General features: G+C 42.4%; 17 protein-coding genes. All 17 read left to right on the top strand.

What is annotated here, in order from left to right; all coding sequences use genetic code 11:
* The first annotated feature begins 1 nt into the window (after position 1).
* The 17 genes from rbfA (at position 2) to BW986_RS06725 (ending at position 18,963) form a co-directional block, all read left to right on the top strand.
* Positions 2 to 370 (top strand): 30S ribosome-binding factor RbfA, encoded by a 369-nt coding sequence (gene rbfA / locus BW986_RS06810; protein ID WP_034313607.1) that lies wholly within the window; start codon positions 2 to 4, stop codon positions 368 to 370.
* 153 nt (positions 371 to 523) lie between these two features.
* Entirely contained in the window at positions 524 to 1,444 is a 921-nt protein-coding gene (gene truB, locus BW986_RS06805; protein WP_076366457.1) for a tRNA pseudouridine(55) synthase TruB, read from the top strand.
* Between the two features lie 33 nt (positions 1,445 to 1,477).
* Entirely contained in the window at positions 1,478 to 2,428 is a 951-nt protein-coding gene (gene ribF / locus BW986_RS06800) for a bifunctional riboflavin kinase/FAD synthetase (RefSeq protein WP_076366455.1), read from the top strand.
* Positions 2,429 to 2,563: 135 nt separating this feature from the next.
* Positions 2,564 to 2,833 (top strand): 30S ribosomal protein S15, encoded by a 270-nt coding sequence (rpsO, locus tag BW986_RS06795; RefSeq protein WP_053345367.1) that lies wholly within the window; start codon positions 2,564 to 2,566, stop codon positions 2,831 to 2,833.
* Positions 2,834 to 3,152: 319 nt separating this feature from the next.
* Positions 3,153 to 5,270: a polyribonucleotide nucleotidyltransferase gene (gene pnp, locus BW986_RS06790; protein ID WP_076366453.1), complete on the top strand. Its 2,118-nt coding sequence runs from the start codon at positions 3,153 to 3,155 to the stop codon at positions 5,268 to 5,270.
* 157 nt (positions 5,271 to 5,427) lie between these two features.
* Positions 5,428 to 6,387 carry a polysaccharide deacetylase family protein gene (locus tag BW986_RS06785; RefSeq protein ID WP_076366451.1) on the top strand — a complete coding sequence of 320 codons (960 nt, stop codon included), beginning with the start codon at positions 5,428 to 5,430 and terminating at the stop codon, positions 6,385 to 6,387.
* 46 nt (positions 6,388 to 6,433) lie between these two features.
* Positions 6,434 to 7,660, top strand: coding sequence for a M16 family metallopeptidase (locus tag BW986_RS06780; protein ID WP_076366449.1), 1,227 nt, complete (start codon positions 6,434 to 6,436; stop codon positions 7,658 to 7,660).
* A gap of 162 nt (positions 7,661 to 7,822) precedes the next feature.
* The gene (locus tag BW986_RS06775; RefSeq protein WP_076366447.1) at positions 7,823 to 8,092 is read left to right on the top strand and encodes a YlmC/YmxH family sporulation protein; all 270 of its coding nucleotides are present in this window, start codon (positions 7,823 to 7,825) and stop codon (positions 8,090 to 8,092) included.
* Positions 8,093 to 8,319: 227 nt separating this feature from the next.
* Positions 8,320 to 9,222 (top strand): dipicolinic acid synthetase subunit A, encoded by a 903-nt coding sequence (gene dpaA / locus BW986_RS06770; RefSeq protein ID WP_076366445.1) that lies wholly within the window; start codon positions 8,320 to 8,322, stop codon positions 9,220 to 9,222.
* Positions 9,219 to 9,821 (top strand): dipicolinate synthase subunit B, encoded by a 603-nt coding sequence (locus BW986_RS06765; RefSeq protein ID WP_076366443.1) that lies wholly within the window; start codon positions 9,219 to 9,221, stop codon positions 9,819 to 9,821. The genes dpaA and BW986_RS06765 overlap by 4 nt, the downstream gene beginning before the upstream one ends.
* 213 nt (positions 9,822 to 10,034) lie before the next feature.
* Positions 10,035 to 11,090 (top strand): aspartate-semialdehyde dehydrogenase, encoded by a 1,056-nt coding sequence (gene asd / locus BW986_RS06760; protein ID WP_076366441.1) that lies wholly within the window; start codon positions 10,035 to 10,037, stop codon positions 11,088 to 11,090.
* A 105-nt stretch (positions 11,091 to 11,195) separates the two neighbouring features.
* Entirely contained in the window at positions 11,196 to 12,422 is a 1,227-nt protein-coding gene (gene dapG, locus BW986_RS06755) for an aspartate kinase (protein ID WP_076366439.1), read from the top strand.
* Positions 12,423 to 12,470: 48 nt separating this feature from the next.
* Positions 12,471 to 13,340, top strand: coding sequence for a 4-hydroxy-tetrahydrodipicolinate synthase (gene dapA / locus BW986_RS06750; protein ID WP_076366437.1), 870 nt, complete (start codon positions 12,471 to 12,473; stop codon positions 13,338 to 13,340).
* Positions 13,341 to 13,622: 282 nt separating this feature from the next.
* A complete protein-coding gene (locus tag BW986_RS06740; protein ID WP_076366433.1) occupies positions 13,623 to 15,293 on the top strand; it encodes a ribonuclease J in 1,671 nt (556 codons plus the stop codon).
* Positions 15,294 to 15,421: 128 nt separating this feature from the next.
* On the top strand, positions 15,422 to 16,168 hold the full coding sequence (locus BW986_RS06735; RefSeq protein ID WP_228467355.1) for a ClpP family protease: 747 nt from the start codon (positions 15,422 to 15,424) through the stop codon (positions 16,166 to 16,168).
* Positions 16,165 to 16,410 carry a YlzJ-like family protein gene (locus tag BW986_RS06730; RefSeq protein WP_076366429.1) on the top strand — a complete coding sequence of 82 codons (246 nt, stop codon included), beginning with the start codon at positions 16,165 to 16,167 and terminating at the stop codon, positions 16,408 to 16,410. The genes BW986_RS06735 and BW986_RS06730 overlap by 4 nt, the downstream gene beginning before the upstream one ends.
* 222 nt (positions 16,411 to 16,632) lie before the next feature.
* The gene (locus BW986_RS06725; RefSeq protein ID WP_076366427.1) at positions 16,633 to 18,963 is read left to right on the top strand and encodes a DNA translocase FtsK; all 2,331 of its coding nucleotides are present in this window, start codon (positions 16,633 to 16,635) and stop codon (positions 18,961 to 18,963) included.
* Positions 18,964 to 18,975: the final 12 nt, after the last annotated feature.

The raw sequence follows: 18,975 nt of genomic DNA, 5'->3' as shown, positions 1-18,975 counted from the left end.
TATGAGCCTTCGTTCAAATCGTGTTGGCGAACAAATGAAAAAAGAGCTGAGTGAAATTATCGGCCGAAAAATTAAAGATCCAAGAATCGGATTTGTAACAGTGACGGATGTCGCGGTTACAGGCGATTTACAACAGGCAACAGTTTATATTTCCGTTTTGGGTGACCAGGAACAAAGGGAGAAAACCCTGCAAGGTCTTGCTAAGGCGAAAGGATTCATGCGTTCAGAAATTGGGCAGAGAATCCGCCTGCGCAAAACCCCTGAGCTGTTTTTTGAATTTGATGAATCGGTCGATTATGGTAATCGTATCGAGTCGTTGATTTCCCAAATCAATTCAGAGGATAAACCGGCTGAAAAAGACGAGGAATAAGCAAGCAGTAAAAGGAGGCCGACTCAATAAGTGCTTTGCACTTCTTGAAGTCGGTCTCTTTTTTTTGAAAAAGGAAAAACACCTTTCGGAATTGGAATTCATTTTGCTTTATGATAGTTGTTTAGGGTGTTTTATAAATGATGAGGTGAAAGTGTGAACGGTATTCTTCCATTATGGAAACCCAAGGGATTGACATCCCATGATTGTGTTTTTAAATTAAGAAAGATTTTAAAGACAAAAAAGGTTGGGCATACAGGTACTTTAGATCCTGAGGTAACAGGGGTATTGCCTATTTGCATTGGCAGGGCAACTAAGATAGCCGAATATTTGACAGAAGCCGGTAAAGCGTATGAAGGGGAAGTGACCCTTGGTTTTTCAACGACAACTGAAGACGCTAGCGGTGAAAAAGTGGAAGAGAAGAAGATTGATCAAGTGATTCAGCGTAAACGGATTCTTGAAGTACTGGAAACATTGACTGGGAAAATTGAACAGACGCCGCCGATGTTTTCAGCGGTAAAAGTAAACGGGAAGAAGTTATATGAATATGCCCGTGCAGGGATAGAAGTGGAGAGGCCGACAAGGGAGGTGTCCATCTATGAAATCACCCTTCTCGATGATCGTTCTGAATTTAAAGGGGAAACCATTTCTTTTCGTTTTCGGGTCAAATGCAGCAAAGGAACGTATATTCGGACTCTTGCAGTCATGATGGGTGAAGAACTGGGTTTTCCTGCCCACATGTCAGACTTGACACGTATTGAATCAGCAGGTTTTAAGCAGGAGGACTGTTTCACATTTGCTGAAGTGGAAGATTTCATGGAAAGTGGACAAACGGATGAATTTCTGTTGCCTTTGGAGCGGGGATTATTTCATTTGCCCAAATTTCAGATTAGTGATAAAGTAGCAAAGAAAGTACTTAACGGTGCGGTATTGGAACAAACAAAGGATGTTGTTGTTGAAAAAGGGAAGCCTTTTGTGATGGTCGATCCAGCAGATAAGGCCATTGCCATTTATCAAATACATCCGACAAAAGTGGGATTAATTAAACCTGTAAAAGTATTGGCACAAGAATTATAGACCGTTTTACCGCCGGAAAGAGGAGATTGAAAGGTGAAAGTGATCGCAATAGAGCATCCTCATCAATTTAATTCGGATGATTTTCCCGAGCTTGTAATGGCGCTTGGATTTTTTGATGGTATACATAAAGGTCATCAGATTGTCATTCAAACCGCCAAGAAAAAAGCCGATGAAATGAATCTTAAGTCAGCAGTCATGACATTTGACCCGCATCCTTCTGCAGTACTGGGTAGGAAAACGGAAAATATCCGCTATATCACTCCACTTGAAGATAAGGTGGATATCATAGAGTCGATGGAGATCGATTATTTATTCATTGTCCATTTCAGCAAGGAATTTGCTTCGGTACTGCCGGAACGGTTCGTTGACGAATACATTGCCGGGCTGAATGTCCGTCACGTAGTTGCTGGCTTTGATTATTCATACGGTCGCTATGGTCAAGGAACGATGGAAGATTTGCCTGTTTATGCACAGGGAAGGTTCTCGCAGACAGTCGTTGAAAAACAGACACTTGAGGATGAAAAGGTTAGCTCGACGAGAATCAGGGAAACTCTCGGTAATGGCAACTTTTCCGACTTTTATCATTTGGCTGGCCGCCGCTATTTAACGAAAGGTCATGTCGTACACGGTGAAAAGCGGGGCAGGAAGTTGGGTTTCCCCACCGCTAATATTGAAGTAAGTGACGATTATATCTTCCCGGCTGCAGGCGTATATGCCGTCAGGATCAAAATAAGCGGTAAATGGTATAATGGTGTTTGCAATGTCGGGTACAAACCTACGTTCCACGAAGAAAAGCCTAAGTATCCCACTGTAGAGGTTCATGTATTGGAGTTCTCGGGAGATATTTATGGCAACCAGGTATCGGTGGAATGGCATACAAGACTTCGGAGTGAACAAAAATTTTCCGGACTTGAAGCATTGGTCGCACAGATCGAAACGGATAAGCAAAATGCAATAGCCTATTTTGCAAAGCTTGGAGCATAAAAGACAAGACTTGCAATTTTAATGAAAAACATGTATTCTATTGTATGTATGAAAATAACCATTGCTTGGCTAGTCGAGACTCCGACGCTGGCTCGGTAATAGGTGATTTTACAGAATTTTAGGAGGAATAATAACATGGCAATTACACAAGTACGCAAAAACGAACTTATCGCTGAGTTCAGAACTCACGATACTGACACTGGATCTCCAGAAGTTCAAATCGCAGTATTAACAGAAGAAATCAACAACTTGAACGGTCACTTACGCACACACAAAAAAGACCACCATTCACGTCGCGGTCTTCTAAAAATGGTAGGTAAACGTCGTAATCTTTTAACTTACCTACGTAACAAAGACGTTACTCGTTACCGTACACTAATTAACAAATTAGGTCTACGTAGATAATTTTTTCAGGAAGGCGGGAAATTTCCCGCTTTTTTGATGTTAATCAAATGATTTGGACGTGTTCTACTTAAGGCTGGGCCTTCGTCCTTGGGACTCGGCAGGAGCCGGGTCCTTTTCCATTTATAAATGATCAGGATATACATAATCAAATGAATGAAATTTTTATTCATTTTACTGTTAATGCTTGTTTTTTTCGTGCATAATAGGAATAGTTTGGTTTTAACTCGAGTTCAGTTACTTTCACATATAAATGATTTAATCCAATACAGGTTTAGGTAAACTAAGCCTCTAAGTGAAGATCCAGAGAGGGGTTTAATAAATGGGACAGGAAAAACATACGTATTCATTTGACTGGGCCGGCCGTAATGTAACGGTAGAGATAGGGCAATTAGCCAAACAAGCGAACGGGGCAGTTTTAGTCCGTTATGGAGAAACTGCTGTATTAAGTACTGCGACAGCGTCAAAGGAACCTAGAAATGTCGACTTCTTCCCTTTGACAGTAAACTATGAAGAAAGACTTTATGCAGTCGGTAAAATTCCGGGAGGCTTCATCAAACGTGAAGGACGACCAAGTGAAAGGGCAATTCTTGCAAGCCGTTTAATCGATCGTCCAATCCGTCCGCTTTTCGCCGATGGTTTCAGGAACGATGTTCAGATCATCAGCATGGTCATGAGTGTCGATCAAGATTGCTCTACGGAAATGGCAGCTATGCTAGGTTCTTCCCTTGCACTTTCAGTTTCCGATATTCCGTTCGAAGGTCCAATTGCTGGAGTTGTGGTGGGGAGAATCAATAATGAATTCATTATTAACCCTACTGTTGACCAACTGGCCAAAAGTGACATCAATCTGACGGTTGCCGGCACTAAAGATGCTATCAACATGGTTGAAGCCGGAGCAAATGAAGTACCAGAGGAAACCATGCTTGAAGCAATCATGTTTGGACATGATGAAATCAAGAAGATCATTGCATTCCAAGAGAAAATCGTTGCTGAAATCGGCAAGGAAAAAATGCAGGTCACTTTATATCAAGTGAATGCTGAACTGGAAGCAGAAGTGAAAGGCCTATGTGAAGCAGACTTGAACAAAGCTGTACAAGTTCAGGAAAAACATGCTCGTGAAGACGCGATCAAAGCAGTAAAAGATCGTGTGTTGGTTCATTATGAAGAAGAAACTGATGAAGAAAAATTAAAGCAAATCAAGGAAATCCTGAATAAATTGGTCAAATCCGAAGTCCGCCGTTTAATCACGGAAGAAAAAGTGCGTCCGGATGGCCGTAATCCTGACGAAATCAGACCATTATCATCGGAAGTTACCATTCTGCCCCGTACACATGGTTCCGGATTGTTCACGCGCGGACAAACTCAAGCGCTATCCATCTGTACATTAGGTGCTCTCGGTGATGTGCAGATTCTGGACGGACTTGGAACCGAAGAGTCAAAACGTTTTATGCACCACTATAATTTCCCGCATTTCAGTGTTGGTGAAACTGGCCCTATCCGTGGGGCAGGACGCCGTGAAATCGGTCATGGTGCACTTGGTGAAAGAGCATTGGAGCCTGTCATTCCAAACGATAAAGACTTCCCGTATACAATCAGACTTGTTTCTGAAGTCCTTGAATCAAACGGTTCAACTTCACAAGCAAGTATCTGTGCAAGCACTTTGGCAATGATGGATGCCGGTGTTCCATTGAAAGCTCCAGTTGCCGGTATTGCTATGGGTCTTGTCAAAACAGGTGAGCACTATACAATCTTAACGGATATTCAAGGTATGGAAGATCATCTGGGAGACATGGACTTTAAAGTCGCAGGGACTTCAAAAGGTGTTACTGCCCTACAAATGGATATTAAGATTGAGGGTCTTTCAAGAGAGATTCTTGAAGAAGCTTTACTACAAGCCAAACATGGCCGGATGCATATTTTGGAATCAATGATGTCAACAATCAATCAACCGCGTGAGCAGTTATCCAAATATGCTCCAAAAATCGTTACAATGTCCATAAATCCGGATAAGATCCGTGATGTAATTGGACCGAGCGGAAAACATATCAACAAAATCATTGAAGAAACTGGTGTGAAAATCGACATCGAACAGGATGGAACGGTATTCATTTCTTCTACTGATGAACCAATGATTCAAAAAGCGAAGAAAATCATTGAGGATATCGTACGTGAAGTCGTAGTGGGCGAACTATACTTAGGTAAAGTTAAACGTATCGAAAAGTTCGGTGCCTTCGTTGAAATCTTCAATGGTAAAGACGGTTTGGTACATATTTCTGAACTGGCTGAAGAAAGAGTCGGAAAAGTGGAAGATGTCGTTTCACTTGGCGATGAATTATTGGTCAAAGTTACTGAGATCGATAAGCAAGGAAGGGTGAACCTTTCCCGTAAAGCGGTCTTGAAAGAGCAAAAAGAGGCAGCCAACCCTTCTCAATCGTAATGGAAAATGAAAATCCGGCATGCGATTCCTTGTGAATCTGCATGCTTTTTTTGTTTGAAAGTATTGGAATATCCATTATGCGAATGGCGTTATAAGCATGTCATGTTCTACCTTGTCCGTTTTCTTCATACATTTTGGTATGAAGGGGGCGTAAAAAATGAATAATAAATGGAAGCAGATAGTTGCGATAAGTGCCATTGCAGGTATATCATGGTTATTAGTGCAAAATCCATATACACAAGTTTATTTGACCCAATTAACCAATGATTCAGTTGCTTCAATGAAGCAAGAAGACGAGCTTCTTTTACAAATAAAAGAATCAACAAAAAAATATGAGATTGCACCACAGGATGCACGAATAGATTCTGTTTGGAAAACCGTTCCTGCATATAACGGCCTGAAGGTAAATATTGATGAATCGTATAAAGCCATGAAGAAGGAGGGCGTGTTCGATAAGGATAAGCTGGTATTTCAGCAGGTCCCTGCAAAGATTCATATGGAGGATCTGGATCCGGCCCCGATTTACCGGGCCCACCCCGAAAAGCCAGTGGTTTCATTTTTAATCAATGTGGCCTGGGGGAATGAATACTTACAAGATATGCTTGCCGTGTTAAAAAAGAATAATGTCAAGGCCACTTTTTTCCTTGAAGGGAATTGGACCAAGAAAAATCCTGATTTGGCCAAGATGATTAAGGGCGGCGGGCATGAAATTGGAAATCATTCTTATTCACATCCCGATATGAAAAACATATCCGCACAAGCTACACGTGAGGAGATTCGAAAAACGAATGAAGTCATTGAAGCGGTTACAGGTTTGAAAATGAAATGGTTCGCACCACCAAGTGGAAGCTACCGGGATGAAACGGTGAAAATCGCGGATTCTTTCGGTATGGAGACCGCCATGTGGAGTGTGGATACGATCGACTGGCAAAAGCCAAGCCCTGAAGTCCTTCAACAAAGAGTGCTTTCTAAGATACACCCTGGAGCATTTATATTGATGCATCCGACGGAATCTACCGCAAAATCATTGGAGACGTTAATAATTGAAATAAAAAAGAAAGATTTAGATGTTGTTACCGTTTCGGAAGCAGTAGATGAAGAGCGATCGAATCCATAAAACATTGGTAACGATAGCAGCATAGAATGATTGGGAGGAATGTTAGTTGATTAAGAAATACACGTGTCAAAATGGAGTTAGAATTGTATTGGAGAATATTCCAACTGTACGCTCAGCAGCAATTGGAGTATGGATTAAGACAGGTTCAAGAAATGAAACACCAGAATTGAATGGGGTTTCACATTTCCTGGAGCATATGTTCTTCAAAGGGACAACTACGAGAAATGCGCGGGAAATTGCCGAGTCGTTCGATAGTATTGGTGGACAGGTGAATGCATTCACTTCAAAGGAATATACATGCTACTATGCCAAAGTGATGGATAACCATGCAAGCTATGCGCTTGAAATCCTTGCTGATATGTTCTTCAACTCAACATTTGATGGGGAAGAATTGAAAAAAGAAAAAAATGTCGTCTACGAAGAAATCAAAATGTACGAAGATACACCCGATGACATTGTCCATGACCTCTTAAGCAAGGCGGTTTATGAAAACCACCCCCTTGGCTATCCTATACTTGGGACGGAAAATACGCTTGAAACCTTCAATAGTGATACATTAAAAAAATACGTCCATGACATGTATACACCCGATAAAGTAGTAGTGTCCATTGCTGGGAATGTGGATGAAAAATTGATCCAGGAAGTCGAAAACTATTTTGGCTCATATCAAGGAGGGGCAGACCGTCTTGAATTGGTCAAACCTTCCTTCCATGAAAATAGGATCACCCGTAAGAAAGATACCGAACAAGCCCACTTATGCCTTGGTTATAAAGGCTTGGAAATCGGCAATGATAAAACATACAGCCTGATCACCTTAAATAATATTCTTGGAGGGAGCATGAGTAGCCGCCTATTCCAGGACGTCAGGGAGCAACGCGGCCTTGCCTATTCCGTTTACTCCTATCATTCCAGCTATCAAGATAGCGGTATGGTGACAGTATATGGGGGGACAGGCACAAACCAGCTTGACAGCCTTTATGAAACCATTCAGGAAACATTGGATACTTTAAAAAGGGATGGCATTACGGAAAAGGAATTAAGGAATAGTAAAGAGCAGCTTAAAGGAAGTTTGATGCTCAGCCTTGAAAGCACGAATAGCCGCATGAGCCGGAACGGAAAAAATGAGCTAATGTTGGGTGAGCACCGTTCCCTTGATGATATCATCATCAAGATTGACGAAGTAACAGAGGATACCGTCAATGAATTGGCAAATCAGATCTTTACGGAGCATTCCTTGTCATTAGTGAGCCCGCTGGAAAACTGGGACAAATAATAACGACTAAGCCTGAACCTTCCTTTTATTAAAGGGAGGTCAGGCTTTTTTTCTTTGAATGTGGGAGGGTCCAGTGTTTTGGACAATATTTGGATAAATGCCTTCTAAGTTTACCTTTTTCGGATATAGATTGAATAGAAGGCGAAAAAGGGGGAACCAATTTTGAGGTTAAGCGAACTGAGCGGTAAGGAAATAGTCGATGTGAATAGGGCGGAAAGATTAGGAATCCTTGGTCAGACGGATTTGGAAATAGATGAAACTGGACAAATTACCTCGTTGATCATCCCATCTGTCAAATGGTTCGGCCTTTTAAGGAATGGCAGTGAAATAAGAGTGCCATGGGATCACATAAAAAAAATCGGTGCGGATATGGTCATCATTGATTTTCAAGAAGGACTTTCACTTAAAGACGGAGAGCAAATGGACGGATAATGACGTTCGCGCCCACTCCGTGGAATTTCTCGAAATGCAATCCCGAAAACGCCTTAGCTGGCAATAGCTAAGGCGTTTTTTGATTTCTTATCACCGTTTTTTAACTAAAAACATAAGATGGCAGGGTAACTAGAGAATGTAGCAAAAACCGAATTGCTTCCTGAAGGGATTGTATCACGGGGCAAGGAATGTTTAGGATCTTTTATATAAAGAAGGTGACGGTTTTAATGCTCACAGGCATGCAAATCGCTGTAATTGGTGGAGATGCGCGTCAGCTTGAAGTTGTCCGTAAACTGACGGAGCTTGATGCAAAGCTATTATTGGTAGGTTTTGAACAGCTCGACCATGCTTTTACCGGAGCGGTTAAGGAAAAAATGGAGGATATAAATTTCAAGGAATTAGATTCAGTTATTTTACCTGTCCGGGGCACGGATTCAGATGGGAAAGTAGAAACGATTTTTTCCAGTGAAGAGGTTGTCTTAACTGAAGAAATGATAAAAAAGACCCCGGCGCATTGCACATTTTATGCAGGAATCAGTAACGATTACCTAGATGAGATATTCAAGAAAGTGGATCGCAAACTCGTACTATTGTTCGAACGTGATGATGTGGCTATTTATAATTCGATTCCCACTGTGGAGGGTGCGATCATGATGGCCATCCAACATACGGATTTTACGATCCATGGATCGAATGTAGCAGTTCTCGGACTGGGAAGGGTCGGTATGAGTGTAGCCCGGTCATTCCATGCACTGGGTGCAAAAGTGAAGGTGGGAGCAAGAAAAAGCGAAGATATTGCGAGAATCAGTGAAATGGCATTAGACCCTTTTCATTTAAATGATCTTGCTGCTGAAATGAAAAATGTTGATATATGTATCAATACGATTCCTTTTCCGATAATTACCGCACAAGTTATAGCTAAAATGCCCGTTCATACATTAATCATCGACCTTGCTTCAAAACCGGGGGGGACGGATTTTCGTTACGCTGAAAAAAGGGGAATTAAGGCGCTGTTGGCACCGAGCCTGCCGGGTATAGTTGCCCCGAAAACAGCTGGTCAGATATTAGCGAATGCACTGGGACTATTGATACAAGGCGAGTTCACGAAAAGGAAGGGGAAAATGATATGAGTCTCAAAGGTAAACGGATTGGTTTCGGATTAACAGGATCTCATTGCACATATGATGAAGTATTCCCGGAAATAGAAAAACTTGTAGATGAAGGGGCGGAAGTCATTCCAATCGTAACATCGACAGTTCAAAACACGGAGACCCGTTTTGGAAAGGGCGAGGATTGGGTCGAAAGAATAGAAAAATTGACGGGGAATCATGTCGTTGATACAATCGTCAAAGCAGAGCCATTAGGACCTAAATTGCCACTTGATTGCATGGTGATCGCTCCTTTAACGGGTAACTCAATGAGTAAGATGGCAAATGCTCTTACCGATTCGCCAGTACTTATGGCTGCAAAAGCGACGATGAGAAATCACCGTCCAGTCGTGGTCGCAATATCAACGAATGATGCACTTGGGTTAAATGGTGTCAATCTAATGAGGCTGATGGCTGCAAAAGATATTTATTTCGTTCCATATGGCCAAGATAATCCCACAGGCAAACCAAGTTCCATGGTTGCAAGGATGAGCATGATAAGGGATACGATCATAGCTGCACTGGAAAGGGAACAGATTCAACCTGTCATCGTCGAAAGATTCAAGGATGATTTAGCCTGAACTAGTATTTCTGCCTTCATCCCTCCTTCTAACGACTGACATATATGCATAAATTTGTAGGTTGAAGTTATGAAAAACCACTCCACTACCAGAATATTTTGTTAAAGTGCGACCCTTTGGAATGTTAATGTGATAAAATAAATGATATTCTGAACAAGAAGCAGTAAATCCAATAAATAACTAATTTAAGAGATAGAAAAGGAGTATGGATAAATGACTGAGACACAGGGATTGCGTATTGCAGTTGTGGGAGCAACTGGAGCGGTAGGACAACAAATGATTTCAACACTCGAACAAAGGGACTTACCGATTAAGAATATCATCTTCTTATCATCGGCTCGTTCCGCTGGAATCAAACTTACGTTTAAGGGCGAAGAAATCGAAGTGCAGGAAGCAAAACCTGAAAGCTTTGAAGGCATCGATATCGCTTTATTCAGTGCTGGAGGAAGCGTGTCTAAGGAATTGGCTCCAGAAGCAGTGAAACGCGGTGCGATAGTGGTGGATAATACAAGTGCATTCCGCATGGATGAAAATGTGCCGCTAGTCGTTCCTGAAGTAAATGAGGAAGACTTGAAACAGCATAATGGGATCATTGCAAACCCGAATTGTTCAACTATCCAAATGGTTGTGGCATTAGAACCTATCCGTAAGTCATACGGCTTATCAAAAATTGTTGTTTCCACGTATCAGGCTGTCTCCGGTGCAGGTGCAGCAGCGATAAATGAATTAAAGGAACAGGCTCGCGACTTGCTTGATGATAAAGAAATAGATCCGAAGATTTTACCGGTAAAAGGGGACGAAAAGCATTATCAAATCGCATTTAACGTCATTCCCCAAATCGATAAATTTCAAGATAACGGGTACACATTCGAAGAGATGAAAATGATTAATGAAACAAAGAAAATCATGCACATGCAAGACCTTCCAGTGGCTGCAACTTGCGTGAGGCTTCCTGTCGTAACAGGTCATTCGGAATCTGTATACATTGAAGTTGAAAACGAAGGCATTGCGGCTTCTCAAATCAAAGATTTAATGAAAACGGCACCTGGAATTGTGTTAGAAGATGAACCGGAACAACAAGTTTACCCTACGCCTGCTTCATCCGTCGGCAAGAATGATGTATTCGTCGGTCGGATTCGCAAAGATTTGGATGAAGATAAAGGCTTCCATTTATGGGTTGTTTCCGATAATCTATTAAAAGGAGCAGCTTGGAATTCCGTTCAAATTGCTGAGAGCCTTTTAAAATTAGGTTTGGTTACCGTTAAGTAATAACTTATTTTTAATGAACTAGATAAAAAATTAAATTCCAATAGGATAGAGAGTTTTTGTCAGCTTCCCTGATTGGGAGGCTGGCTTATATTTGGGGTGCTTATTATGAAAATTATCGTCCAGAAGTACGGTGGGACATCCGTTCGCGATGAGGAAAGCCGTTCATTTGCCAAGGGGCATATAGAAAATGCGATTAAAGAAGGCTATAAAGTGGTGGTTGTGGTTTCAGCAATGGGAAGAAAAGGCGATCCTTATGCAACGGATACTTTACTTTCCCTTGTAAATGGAGCGAAAGCCAGCCTTTCAAAACGGGAACAGGATTTACTTATGTCAGTTGGAGAAACGATATCATCAGTCGTATTTACGAACATGCTCCTGGAACATGGTATTGATGCGGTCGCTTATACTGGAGCCCAAGCGGGATTCTTGACGAATACCGACTATTCAAGTGCGAAAATTATCGAAATGAAATGCGACCGTCTCATGAAAGAACTTGAAGTGAAGGATGTAGTCGTTGTAGCAGGTTTCCAGGGAGCGGCTAAAAACGGGGACATCACGACCATCGGCCGTGGGGGAAGTGATACTTCAGCCGCTGCATTAGGTGCGGCATTGCAAGCTGAACGGGTCGATATTTTTACGGATGTGGAAGGAATCATGACGGCAGATCCACGTATTGCCGATCAAGCTCGTCCATTATCAATCGTTTCATATACGGAAGTTTGCAATATGGCATATCAAGGGGCGAAGGTCATTCATCCGAGAGCTGTTGAAATTGCGATGCAGGCGAAAGTCCCGATTCGGATAAGGTCAACATACAGCGAAGGTTTGGGGACCCTTGTTACAAGCATGAACAAGGGAAGCCAGGGCAGTGACATACGTGAAAGGCTCGTGACCGGGATTGCCCATGTACCAAAGATCACTCAAATCAAGGTCCGTGCGAAAAAAGATCAATATAATCTGCAGGCAGAGGTTTTCAAAGCAATGGCCAATGCCTCTATTTCAGTGGACTTTATAAATATATATCCAAGCGGCGTAGTGTATACCGTTTCGGAAGAGATGACAGAACTTGCCCTCTCGATTTTGGCCGAGCTTGGTCATGAACCGGTCATTGAAAGAAATTGTGCCAAGGTTTCAGTAGTCGGTGCAGGTATAAATGGAGTGCCAGGCGTTGCAGCGAAGATTGTCACAGCGCTTTCCGAAAAGGAAATTGCCATTCTCCAGTCAGCGGATAGCCATACGACAATATGGGTACTCGTAAAAGAGGAAGATTTAATAGAAGCTGTTAATTCCCTGCACTATGCATTTCAATTGCATGAAATGGAAGTCCAATGATCAGGGTTTTTTAATGAATAAAGGTTTTAAAAATTAAAGAGGTGTTAGATGATGATATTTGGTAGAGTATCAACCGCAATGGTCACCCCTTTCGATGGCAAGGGAAATGTCGATTTTCAAAAAACGACTTCATTGGTTAATTATTTATTAACGAATGGAACCGATTCGCTTGTAATTTCGGGAACGACAGGGGAATCTCCAACTTTATCTTCGGAGGAGAAAATTGCGTTATTGCGTCATGTTTCTAAGGTTGTAGAAAAGCGTGTGCCCATCATCATGGGTACAGGAAGCAACAATACGTATGCTTCCATCGAGTTGACAAAAAAAGCGGAACAAAATGGCGCCGATGCGATAATGCTGGTGGCCCCGTATTATAGTAAAACGAATCAAGAAGGTCTGTACCAGCATTTTAAGGCTATTGCCGCTAGTACGACTCTTCCTGTTATGATATATAATATCCCTGGGCGCGCTTCGATTAACATTGAACCGGAAACGATCATCCGCCTTTCAAAAATTCCTAATATTGTAGCCGTTAAGGAAGCGAGCGGGGATTTAAACGCTATGACCCAAATCATAGCTGGCACGGATGAAGATTTTGCGTTATATAGTGGGGACGACGCTTTAACACTCCCAGTATTGGCGATTGGTGGTGTGGGTGTAGTTTCGGTTGCTTCACATATTGCTGGTAATGAGCTGCAGAAAATAGTTGAGGCCTTCATCAGTGGGAATTTGAAAGAGGCAGCCAGGCTGCATCAGGAACTGTTACCGCTTATAAAAGGTTTATTTGCAGCGCCAAGCCCTGCACCTGTCAAAACAGCGCTTCAGTTAAATGGAATTGACGTTGGCTCGGTAAGACTTCCAATCGTGCCATTGACTGAACAGGAGCGCCTTGCATTAACCAAGGTATTAAATAAATAAAAAGACACGGAACAAGCTGATCGTTGAAGATTGGCTTGTTTTTACATAATGATGTATATGAATGGGTTATCCTTTCCGATTTCGGGATGAAAATATTGAATTTTTTAATTATCAACCGAAATAGGATAAAAGTACCGAATGTTTCTTACATAAAGGGTTGTTTTATTAAATTAAATGAAAAAGTCCCTCTGAAAATGGTAAGTGTTGTCATGTTTTTTGAACATCGGTTATAATGAATTCATTGGGAAATTATGAACGGGAATTTTTAAGGAGGATATTCGATTGGGTAAAGATAAAAATAATGGAATAAAAGTCATTTCTCTTGGAGGACAAGGGGAACTTGGTAAAAATATGTACGTCGTTGAGGTGAACGAGGACATCTACCTTCTTGATGCAGGGTTAATGCTGCCAGAAGACGAAATGCTCGGAATCGATGCGGTTATCCCTGATATTTCTTATTTGATGGATAATAAGGAACGGGTGCAGGGGATATTCATTACCCATGGTCATGAAGACCATATGGGAGCGCTTGCTTATGTCTTGAAATATTTACCAGCACCTGTTTATGGAACAAAGCTTACACTAGCTTTAATCAAAACGAAATTAAAGGAAGATGGCTTTAACGGCAGGGCAACATTCACTGAAATCGATTCGGATTCCCTTTTAAGTTTCCCTCAAGCGGCCGTGTCTTTTTTTCGGACAAACCATAGTATTCCCGATTCCGTCGGAGTCGTGATCCACACTCGTGAAGGTGCAATCGTTTATACTGGGGATTTTAAATTCGATCAAGCAGCAACAGATCTATATAAACCTGAAATCGGTAAAATGGCTGGTATCGGTGAAGAAGGTGTCCTATGCTTGCTTTCGGATAGTACCGGTGCCGAGAGGCCAGGTTATACGACATCAGAAGCAGTTGTGGCCAAAGATATTAGAGAGGTTTTTCACGCAGCCTCCGGAAGGATCATCGTAGCGTGCTTCGCTTCGAATATCAACCGGATTCAACATGTTTTCAATGCAGCGGCAGCAAGTCGCAGAAGAGTGGCAGTTGTAGGAAAAAGCCTGCAGCGCGTTTATGAAACAGCCTTGAACCTTGGCTACTTAAAGGTCGAAGAAGAGCTGATAATCCCGATTAATGAAATTAGCCAGTATGACGACCGTGAAATCGTCGTGTTATCGACAGGTCATCAGGGGGAGCCCATTGCGGCACTTCAAAAAATGGCAAAACAGACCCACAAGCAGGTAACGATCAAAAAGGGAGACACAGTTTTGATCAGTGCCTCACCCCTACAGGGCGGCGAACTTATTCTATCCAAAACCGTCGATTTGCTTTACAGGGTAGGTGCTGAAGTGGTATCTGCAAATAAATATAAAGTGCACGTAACAGGGCATGGCAGCCAGGAAGAACTTAAAATGATGATCAATTTGATGAATCCTAAATTCTTGATCCCTGTACATGGGGAATACCGCCATTTATATGCCCATCAAAAAGTTGGGGTTGCTGCGGGAATTAAACGTGAAAACATCATAATTGCCGAAAAAGGTGATGTCATCGAACTAAAGGGCAATAAAATGGGTCTTTCCGGCAAAGTCTCTGCAGGGAATATCTTGATAGATGGCAGCGGTGTTGGAGATGTGGGCAATATCGTTCTTCGTGATCGGCGCTTGTTATCCCAGGATGGCATTTTGATTGTGGTGGTCACGTTGAACCGTCAGGATAAAAGCATTGCAGCAGGACCTGAAATCATTTCACGGGGCTTCGTATATGTCCGCGAATCAGAAAAAATGATTGGGGAAGCAACTGAAATAGTAAGTGAAATCGTAAAGAAAAATGGGTCGCGCCAACCTTTTGATTGGTCCACGCTGAAGCAGGAAATGCGTGATGCGTTAAACCAATTCTTCTATGAAAAAACGAAACGCCGCCCAATGATTTTACCAATAATCATGGAATATTAAGTAAGGAACCCCTGGTTTAAACAGTCAGGGGTTCTTTTTTCTGTGTCGAACCTCTTATATCTTGAAGAATGAAGTCCGAGACTCGAGACATAATAAAGCTATAGGCTTAAGAGAAAGGGGTTGGCATAGTGGATAATGCACCATTACCAAATGAAAATGAAGGCAAGCAGGAAGGTAAGAATTCAACTTTAATCGAAAAGATCCAGCAGCTGGGGGCTACTAATGTTCCGCAACTATCTCAGGACTCAAAAATCCATTGTTTGACGATCATTGGACAAATTGAAGGACATATGCAGCTGCCTCCTCAAAATAAAACGACCAAATATGAACATGTTATTCCGCAAATTGTGGCAATTGAACAAAATCCCAATATAGAGGGGCTGCTTGTCATTTTAAATACAGTCGGAGGAGATGTCGAAGCGGGACTGGCCATCGCAGAAATGCTGGCTTCCCTTTCAAAGCCATCCGTCTCGATTGTACTAGGGGGAGGTCACTCGATCGGTGTGCCGATTGCGGTTTCGTGTGACCATAGCTATATAGCAGAAACAGCAACGATGACGATTCATCCCATTCGTTTGACAGGGCTAGTCATCGGCGTGCCTCAAACCTTTGAATACTTGGATAAAATGCAGGAAAGAGTCATTAAATTTGTTACACGGCACTCCAACGTTTCGGAAGAAAGTTTTAAGGACTTGATGTTTGCTAAAGGAAATTTAACTCGTGATATCGGCACGAATGTAATCGGAGCCGAGGCAGTTGAAATCGGTATGATCGATGATGTAGGAGGAGTAGGCCAGGCCATGAGAAAACTAAATAGCTTCATGGAAGAAAGAAGGCCAAAAATTGCCGGGGAAGAGGAGGGGCTTCTGCAATGACGCTTTATACGATCGTTCCTGAAGAAATAATTTTCCCTCATCACCATGAGAAGACGGCAAATTTAATTGAAATGATCTATAATGGTGTACATGTAATGGTTGAACATGACGGTGGCCGCACGTTTCGCATCGATCGGATTGTAAGCACAAATCCTGAAGATTATATGAATGTACACATTCAGCCGGGGGCTGTCATAAATGTGTTCGAACAGATGAATCATTTAGTAAAAACGACTAACTGAGGTAAATTATGATATACTGGAATGAAAATCAGCAGCCGCTTGGCTGCTTTATTCATTATATGGGCAAAATGTTCGTCTAAATAATAAATGGTATATATAACAAGGACATGTCCATATATATTTGATATAATCAGTGAGCGAACGTTTGTTTCGAGAAGGGAAAACATGTAGTGATGTTGAATAGGAAAGTTAGAATAGTTTCATGAAGAATCAGGTGATATTATGGCAAAGAAGAAACGCAGAAAAAAGAATAGTACAGAGAAGTTAAAACTAACGCTTAAATATGAATTGATCGGCCTCACTTTAATTGGTTTGGCCATCATTGCCATTGCCAAGCTTGGAGCAGTGGGAAACGGGACGGTCTTTTTAATCCGCTTCTTCATGGGGGAATGGTATATCCTGCTTTTGTTGGGAGCAATTGCAGCTGGCTTCTATTTGATGATAAAGAGGGAGGTCCCTTACCTGCTAAAACGGCAATTCGTCGGGATGTACTTTCTTGTCGCGAGCATGCTCCTGTTAAGTCATGTGACACTGTTTAACATGCTAGCAGATGGAGGACCGTTTACGAAGCCAAGCGTCATTTCGAATACTTGGGAACTATTCTGGATGGAAGTGACCGGCAAGGCCAGCACAAAGGACCTTGGGGGCGGTATGATTGGAGCGATATTATTTGCAGCCTCATACTTTTTATTCGACGAAGCTGGATCGAAAATCGTTTCATTCCTTTTTATCATTGTAGGTGCCGTCCTATTGACCGGGAAAACGTTAGGTGAAACCCTCGGGAAGTTTTTCAGGGGTCTTGGCGGCTTTTTCAAACAGCAATGGTCCGCATTCAGAGATGATATGAAAACGTGGAATGACGACAAAAAAGAAAAGAAAAAGAATCCCGTGAAAAAGAAGAAACGGGAAAAAGATCGTGTGGAGGAAATGGATCAGCCCCTTCATCAAGAAGAGGAAACACAGCAAATGGCGACCGAACGAATCATTTCCAGCTTTGCTGATAAAGCATATAGCGACGAAAACGAAATAATTCCCGTAGTTACGGAACCTGCAGCTGAAAGTGCAGAGGAACAGGATGATGCCGTTCCGCCAATGAATTTTACGGAAGTGGAGAATAAAGAATACCTTTTACCGCCTCTTTCCTTGTTACTGCAGCCCAAAAAAACGGACCAAAGCGGAGAGTACCAATTGATCCATGAAAATGCGGCAAAGCTTGAGCGCACCTTTCATAGCTTTGGAGTGAAAGCGAGGGTCACTCAAGTTCATTTAGGCCCAGCCGTAACCAAATATGAGGTCCATCCGGATGTAGGGGTGAAGGTAAGTAAAATTGTCAGCCTATCCGATGACTTGGCCCTTGCACTTGCCGCAAAGGATATTAGGATCGAAGCGCCGATTCCCGGAAAATCGGCTATCGGAATAGAAGTGCCTAACTCCGAAGTGGCAATGGTGTCATTAAGGGAAGTATTAGAGGCCAAAGAAGTTGACAAGCCTGACGCAAAACTGCAAATAGGCTTAGGGCGGAATATTTCTGGTGAAGCGGTTAAGGCGGAGCTTAATAAAATGCCGCATTTACTAGTGGCTGGTGCTACCGGCAGCGGGAAATCCGTTTGTATTAACGGGATTATCACGAGTATTCTGATGCGGGCAAAACCGCATGAAGTGAAAATGATGATGATCGATCCAAAAATGGTGGAGTTGAATGTCTATAATGGGATTCCCCACTTACTCGCACCTGTAGTGACCAATCCAAAGAAAGCTGCACAGGCTTTGCAAAAAGTGGTCAGTGAAATGGAAAGGCGCTACGAGCTATTTTCTCATTCCGGTACCCGTAATATTGAAGGCTACAATGATTATATTAACCGGTATAACATTGAAGAAGATGCCAAACAACCGCTCTTGCCTTATATCGTAGTCATTGTCGATGAGCTGGCAGATTTGATGATGGTCGCCTCAAATGATGTAGAGGATGCCATCACACGGCTTGCACAAATGGCACGTGCCGCGGGCATCCACTTGATTATTGCCACTCAGCGGCCATCCGTAGATGTAATTACAGGGGTCATTAAAGCGAACATCCCATCTCGGATTGCTTTTAGTGTCTCATCAATGACCGATTCGAGAACGATCCTCGACATGGGCGGAGCCGAAAAACTGTTAGGACGGGGTGACATGCTCTTCCTGCCTGCAGGAGCTTCAAAACCGGTTCGCGTTCAAGGGGCCTTTTTATCCGACAATGAAGTCGAGGAAGTTGTCACATATGTCATTTCACAGCAAAAAGCACAATATAACGAAGAGATGATACCGGATGAAATTGCAGAAACTTCAAATGGTGAAGTCGAAGATAATTTATACGGGGATGCGGTGTCCTTGATCGTAGAAATGCAGACTGCATCTGTTTCCATGCTGCAGCGCCGTTTCAGGATTGGCTATACCCGGGCAGCAAGATTGATTGATGAAATGGAAGCGAGGGGAATTGTCGGTCCATATGAAGGCAGTAAACCACGAAATGTATTGGTTACTAAAGATGAACAGGATGAAGCTCATTCATCATAGTTGAAAAAAACC

The organism is Peribacillus simplex (assembly GCF_900156045.1).
Classification (GTDB): Bacteria; Bacillota; Bacilli; order Bacillales; family DSM-1321; genus Peribacillus; species Peribacillus simplex_D.
This window is presented reverse-complemented; position numbering and strand designations above follow the sequence as displayed.

Bases quoted from the DNA above. Each gene is read 5' to 3' on its own strand.
- BW986_RS06725 (WP_076366427.1), top strand. From the start codon at position 16,633: ATGGCAAAGAAGAAACGCAGAAAAAAGAATAGTACAGAGAAGTTAAAA.
- BW986_RS06730 (WP_076366429.1), top strand. From the start codon at position 16,165: ATGACGCTTTATACGATCGTTCCTGAAGAAATAATTTTCCCTCATCAC.
- dapG (WP_076366439.1), top strand. From the start codon at position 11,196: ATGAAAATTATCGTCCAGAAGTACGGTGGGACATCCGTTCGCGATGAG.
- rbfA (WP_034313607.1), top strand. From the start codon at position 2: ATGAGCCTTCGTTCAAATCGTGTTGGCGAACAAATGAAAAAAGAGCTG.
- rpsO (WP_053345367.1), top strand. From the start codon at position 2,564: ATGGCAATTACACAAGTACGCAAAAACGAACTTATCGCTGAGTTCAGA.
- dapA (WP_076366437.1), top strand. From the start codon at position 12,471: ATGATGATATTTGGTAGAGTATCAACCGCAATGGTCACCCCTTTCGAT.
- pnp (WP_076366453.1), top strand. From the start codon at position 3,153: ATGGGACAGGAAAAACATACGTATTCATTTGACTGGGCCGGCCGTAAT.
- dpaA (WP_076366445.1), top strand. From the start codon at position 8,320: ATGCTCACAGGCATGCAAATCGCTGTAATTGGTGGAGATGCGCGTCAG.
- asd (WP_076366441.1), top strand. From the start codon at position 10,035: ATGACTGAGACACAGGGATTGCGTATTGCAGTTGTGGGAGCAACTGGA.
- BW986_RS06765 (WP_076366443.1), top strand. From the start codon at position 9,219: ATGAGTCTCAAAGGTAAACGGATTGGTTTCGGATTAACAGGATCTCAT.
- BW986_RS06785 (WP_076366451.1), top strand. From the start codon at position 5,428: ATGAATAATAAATGGAAGCAGATAGTTGCGATAAGTGCCATTGCAGGT.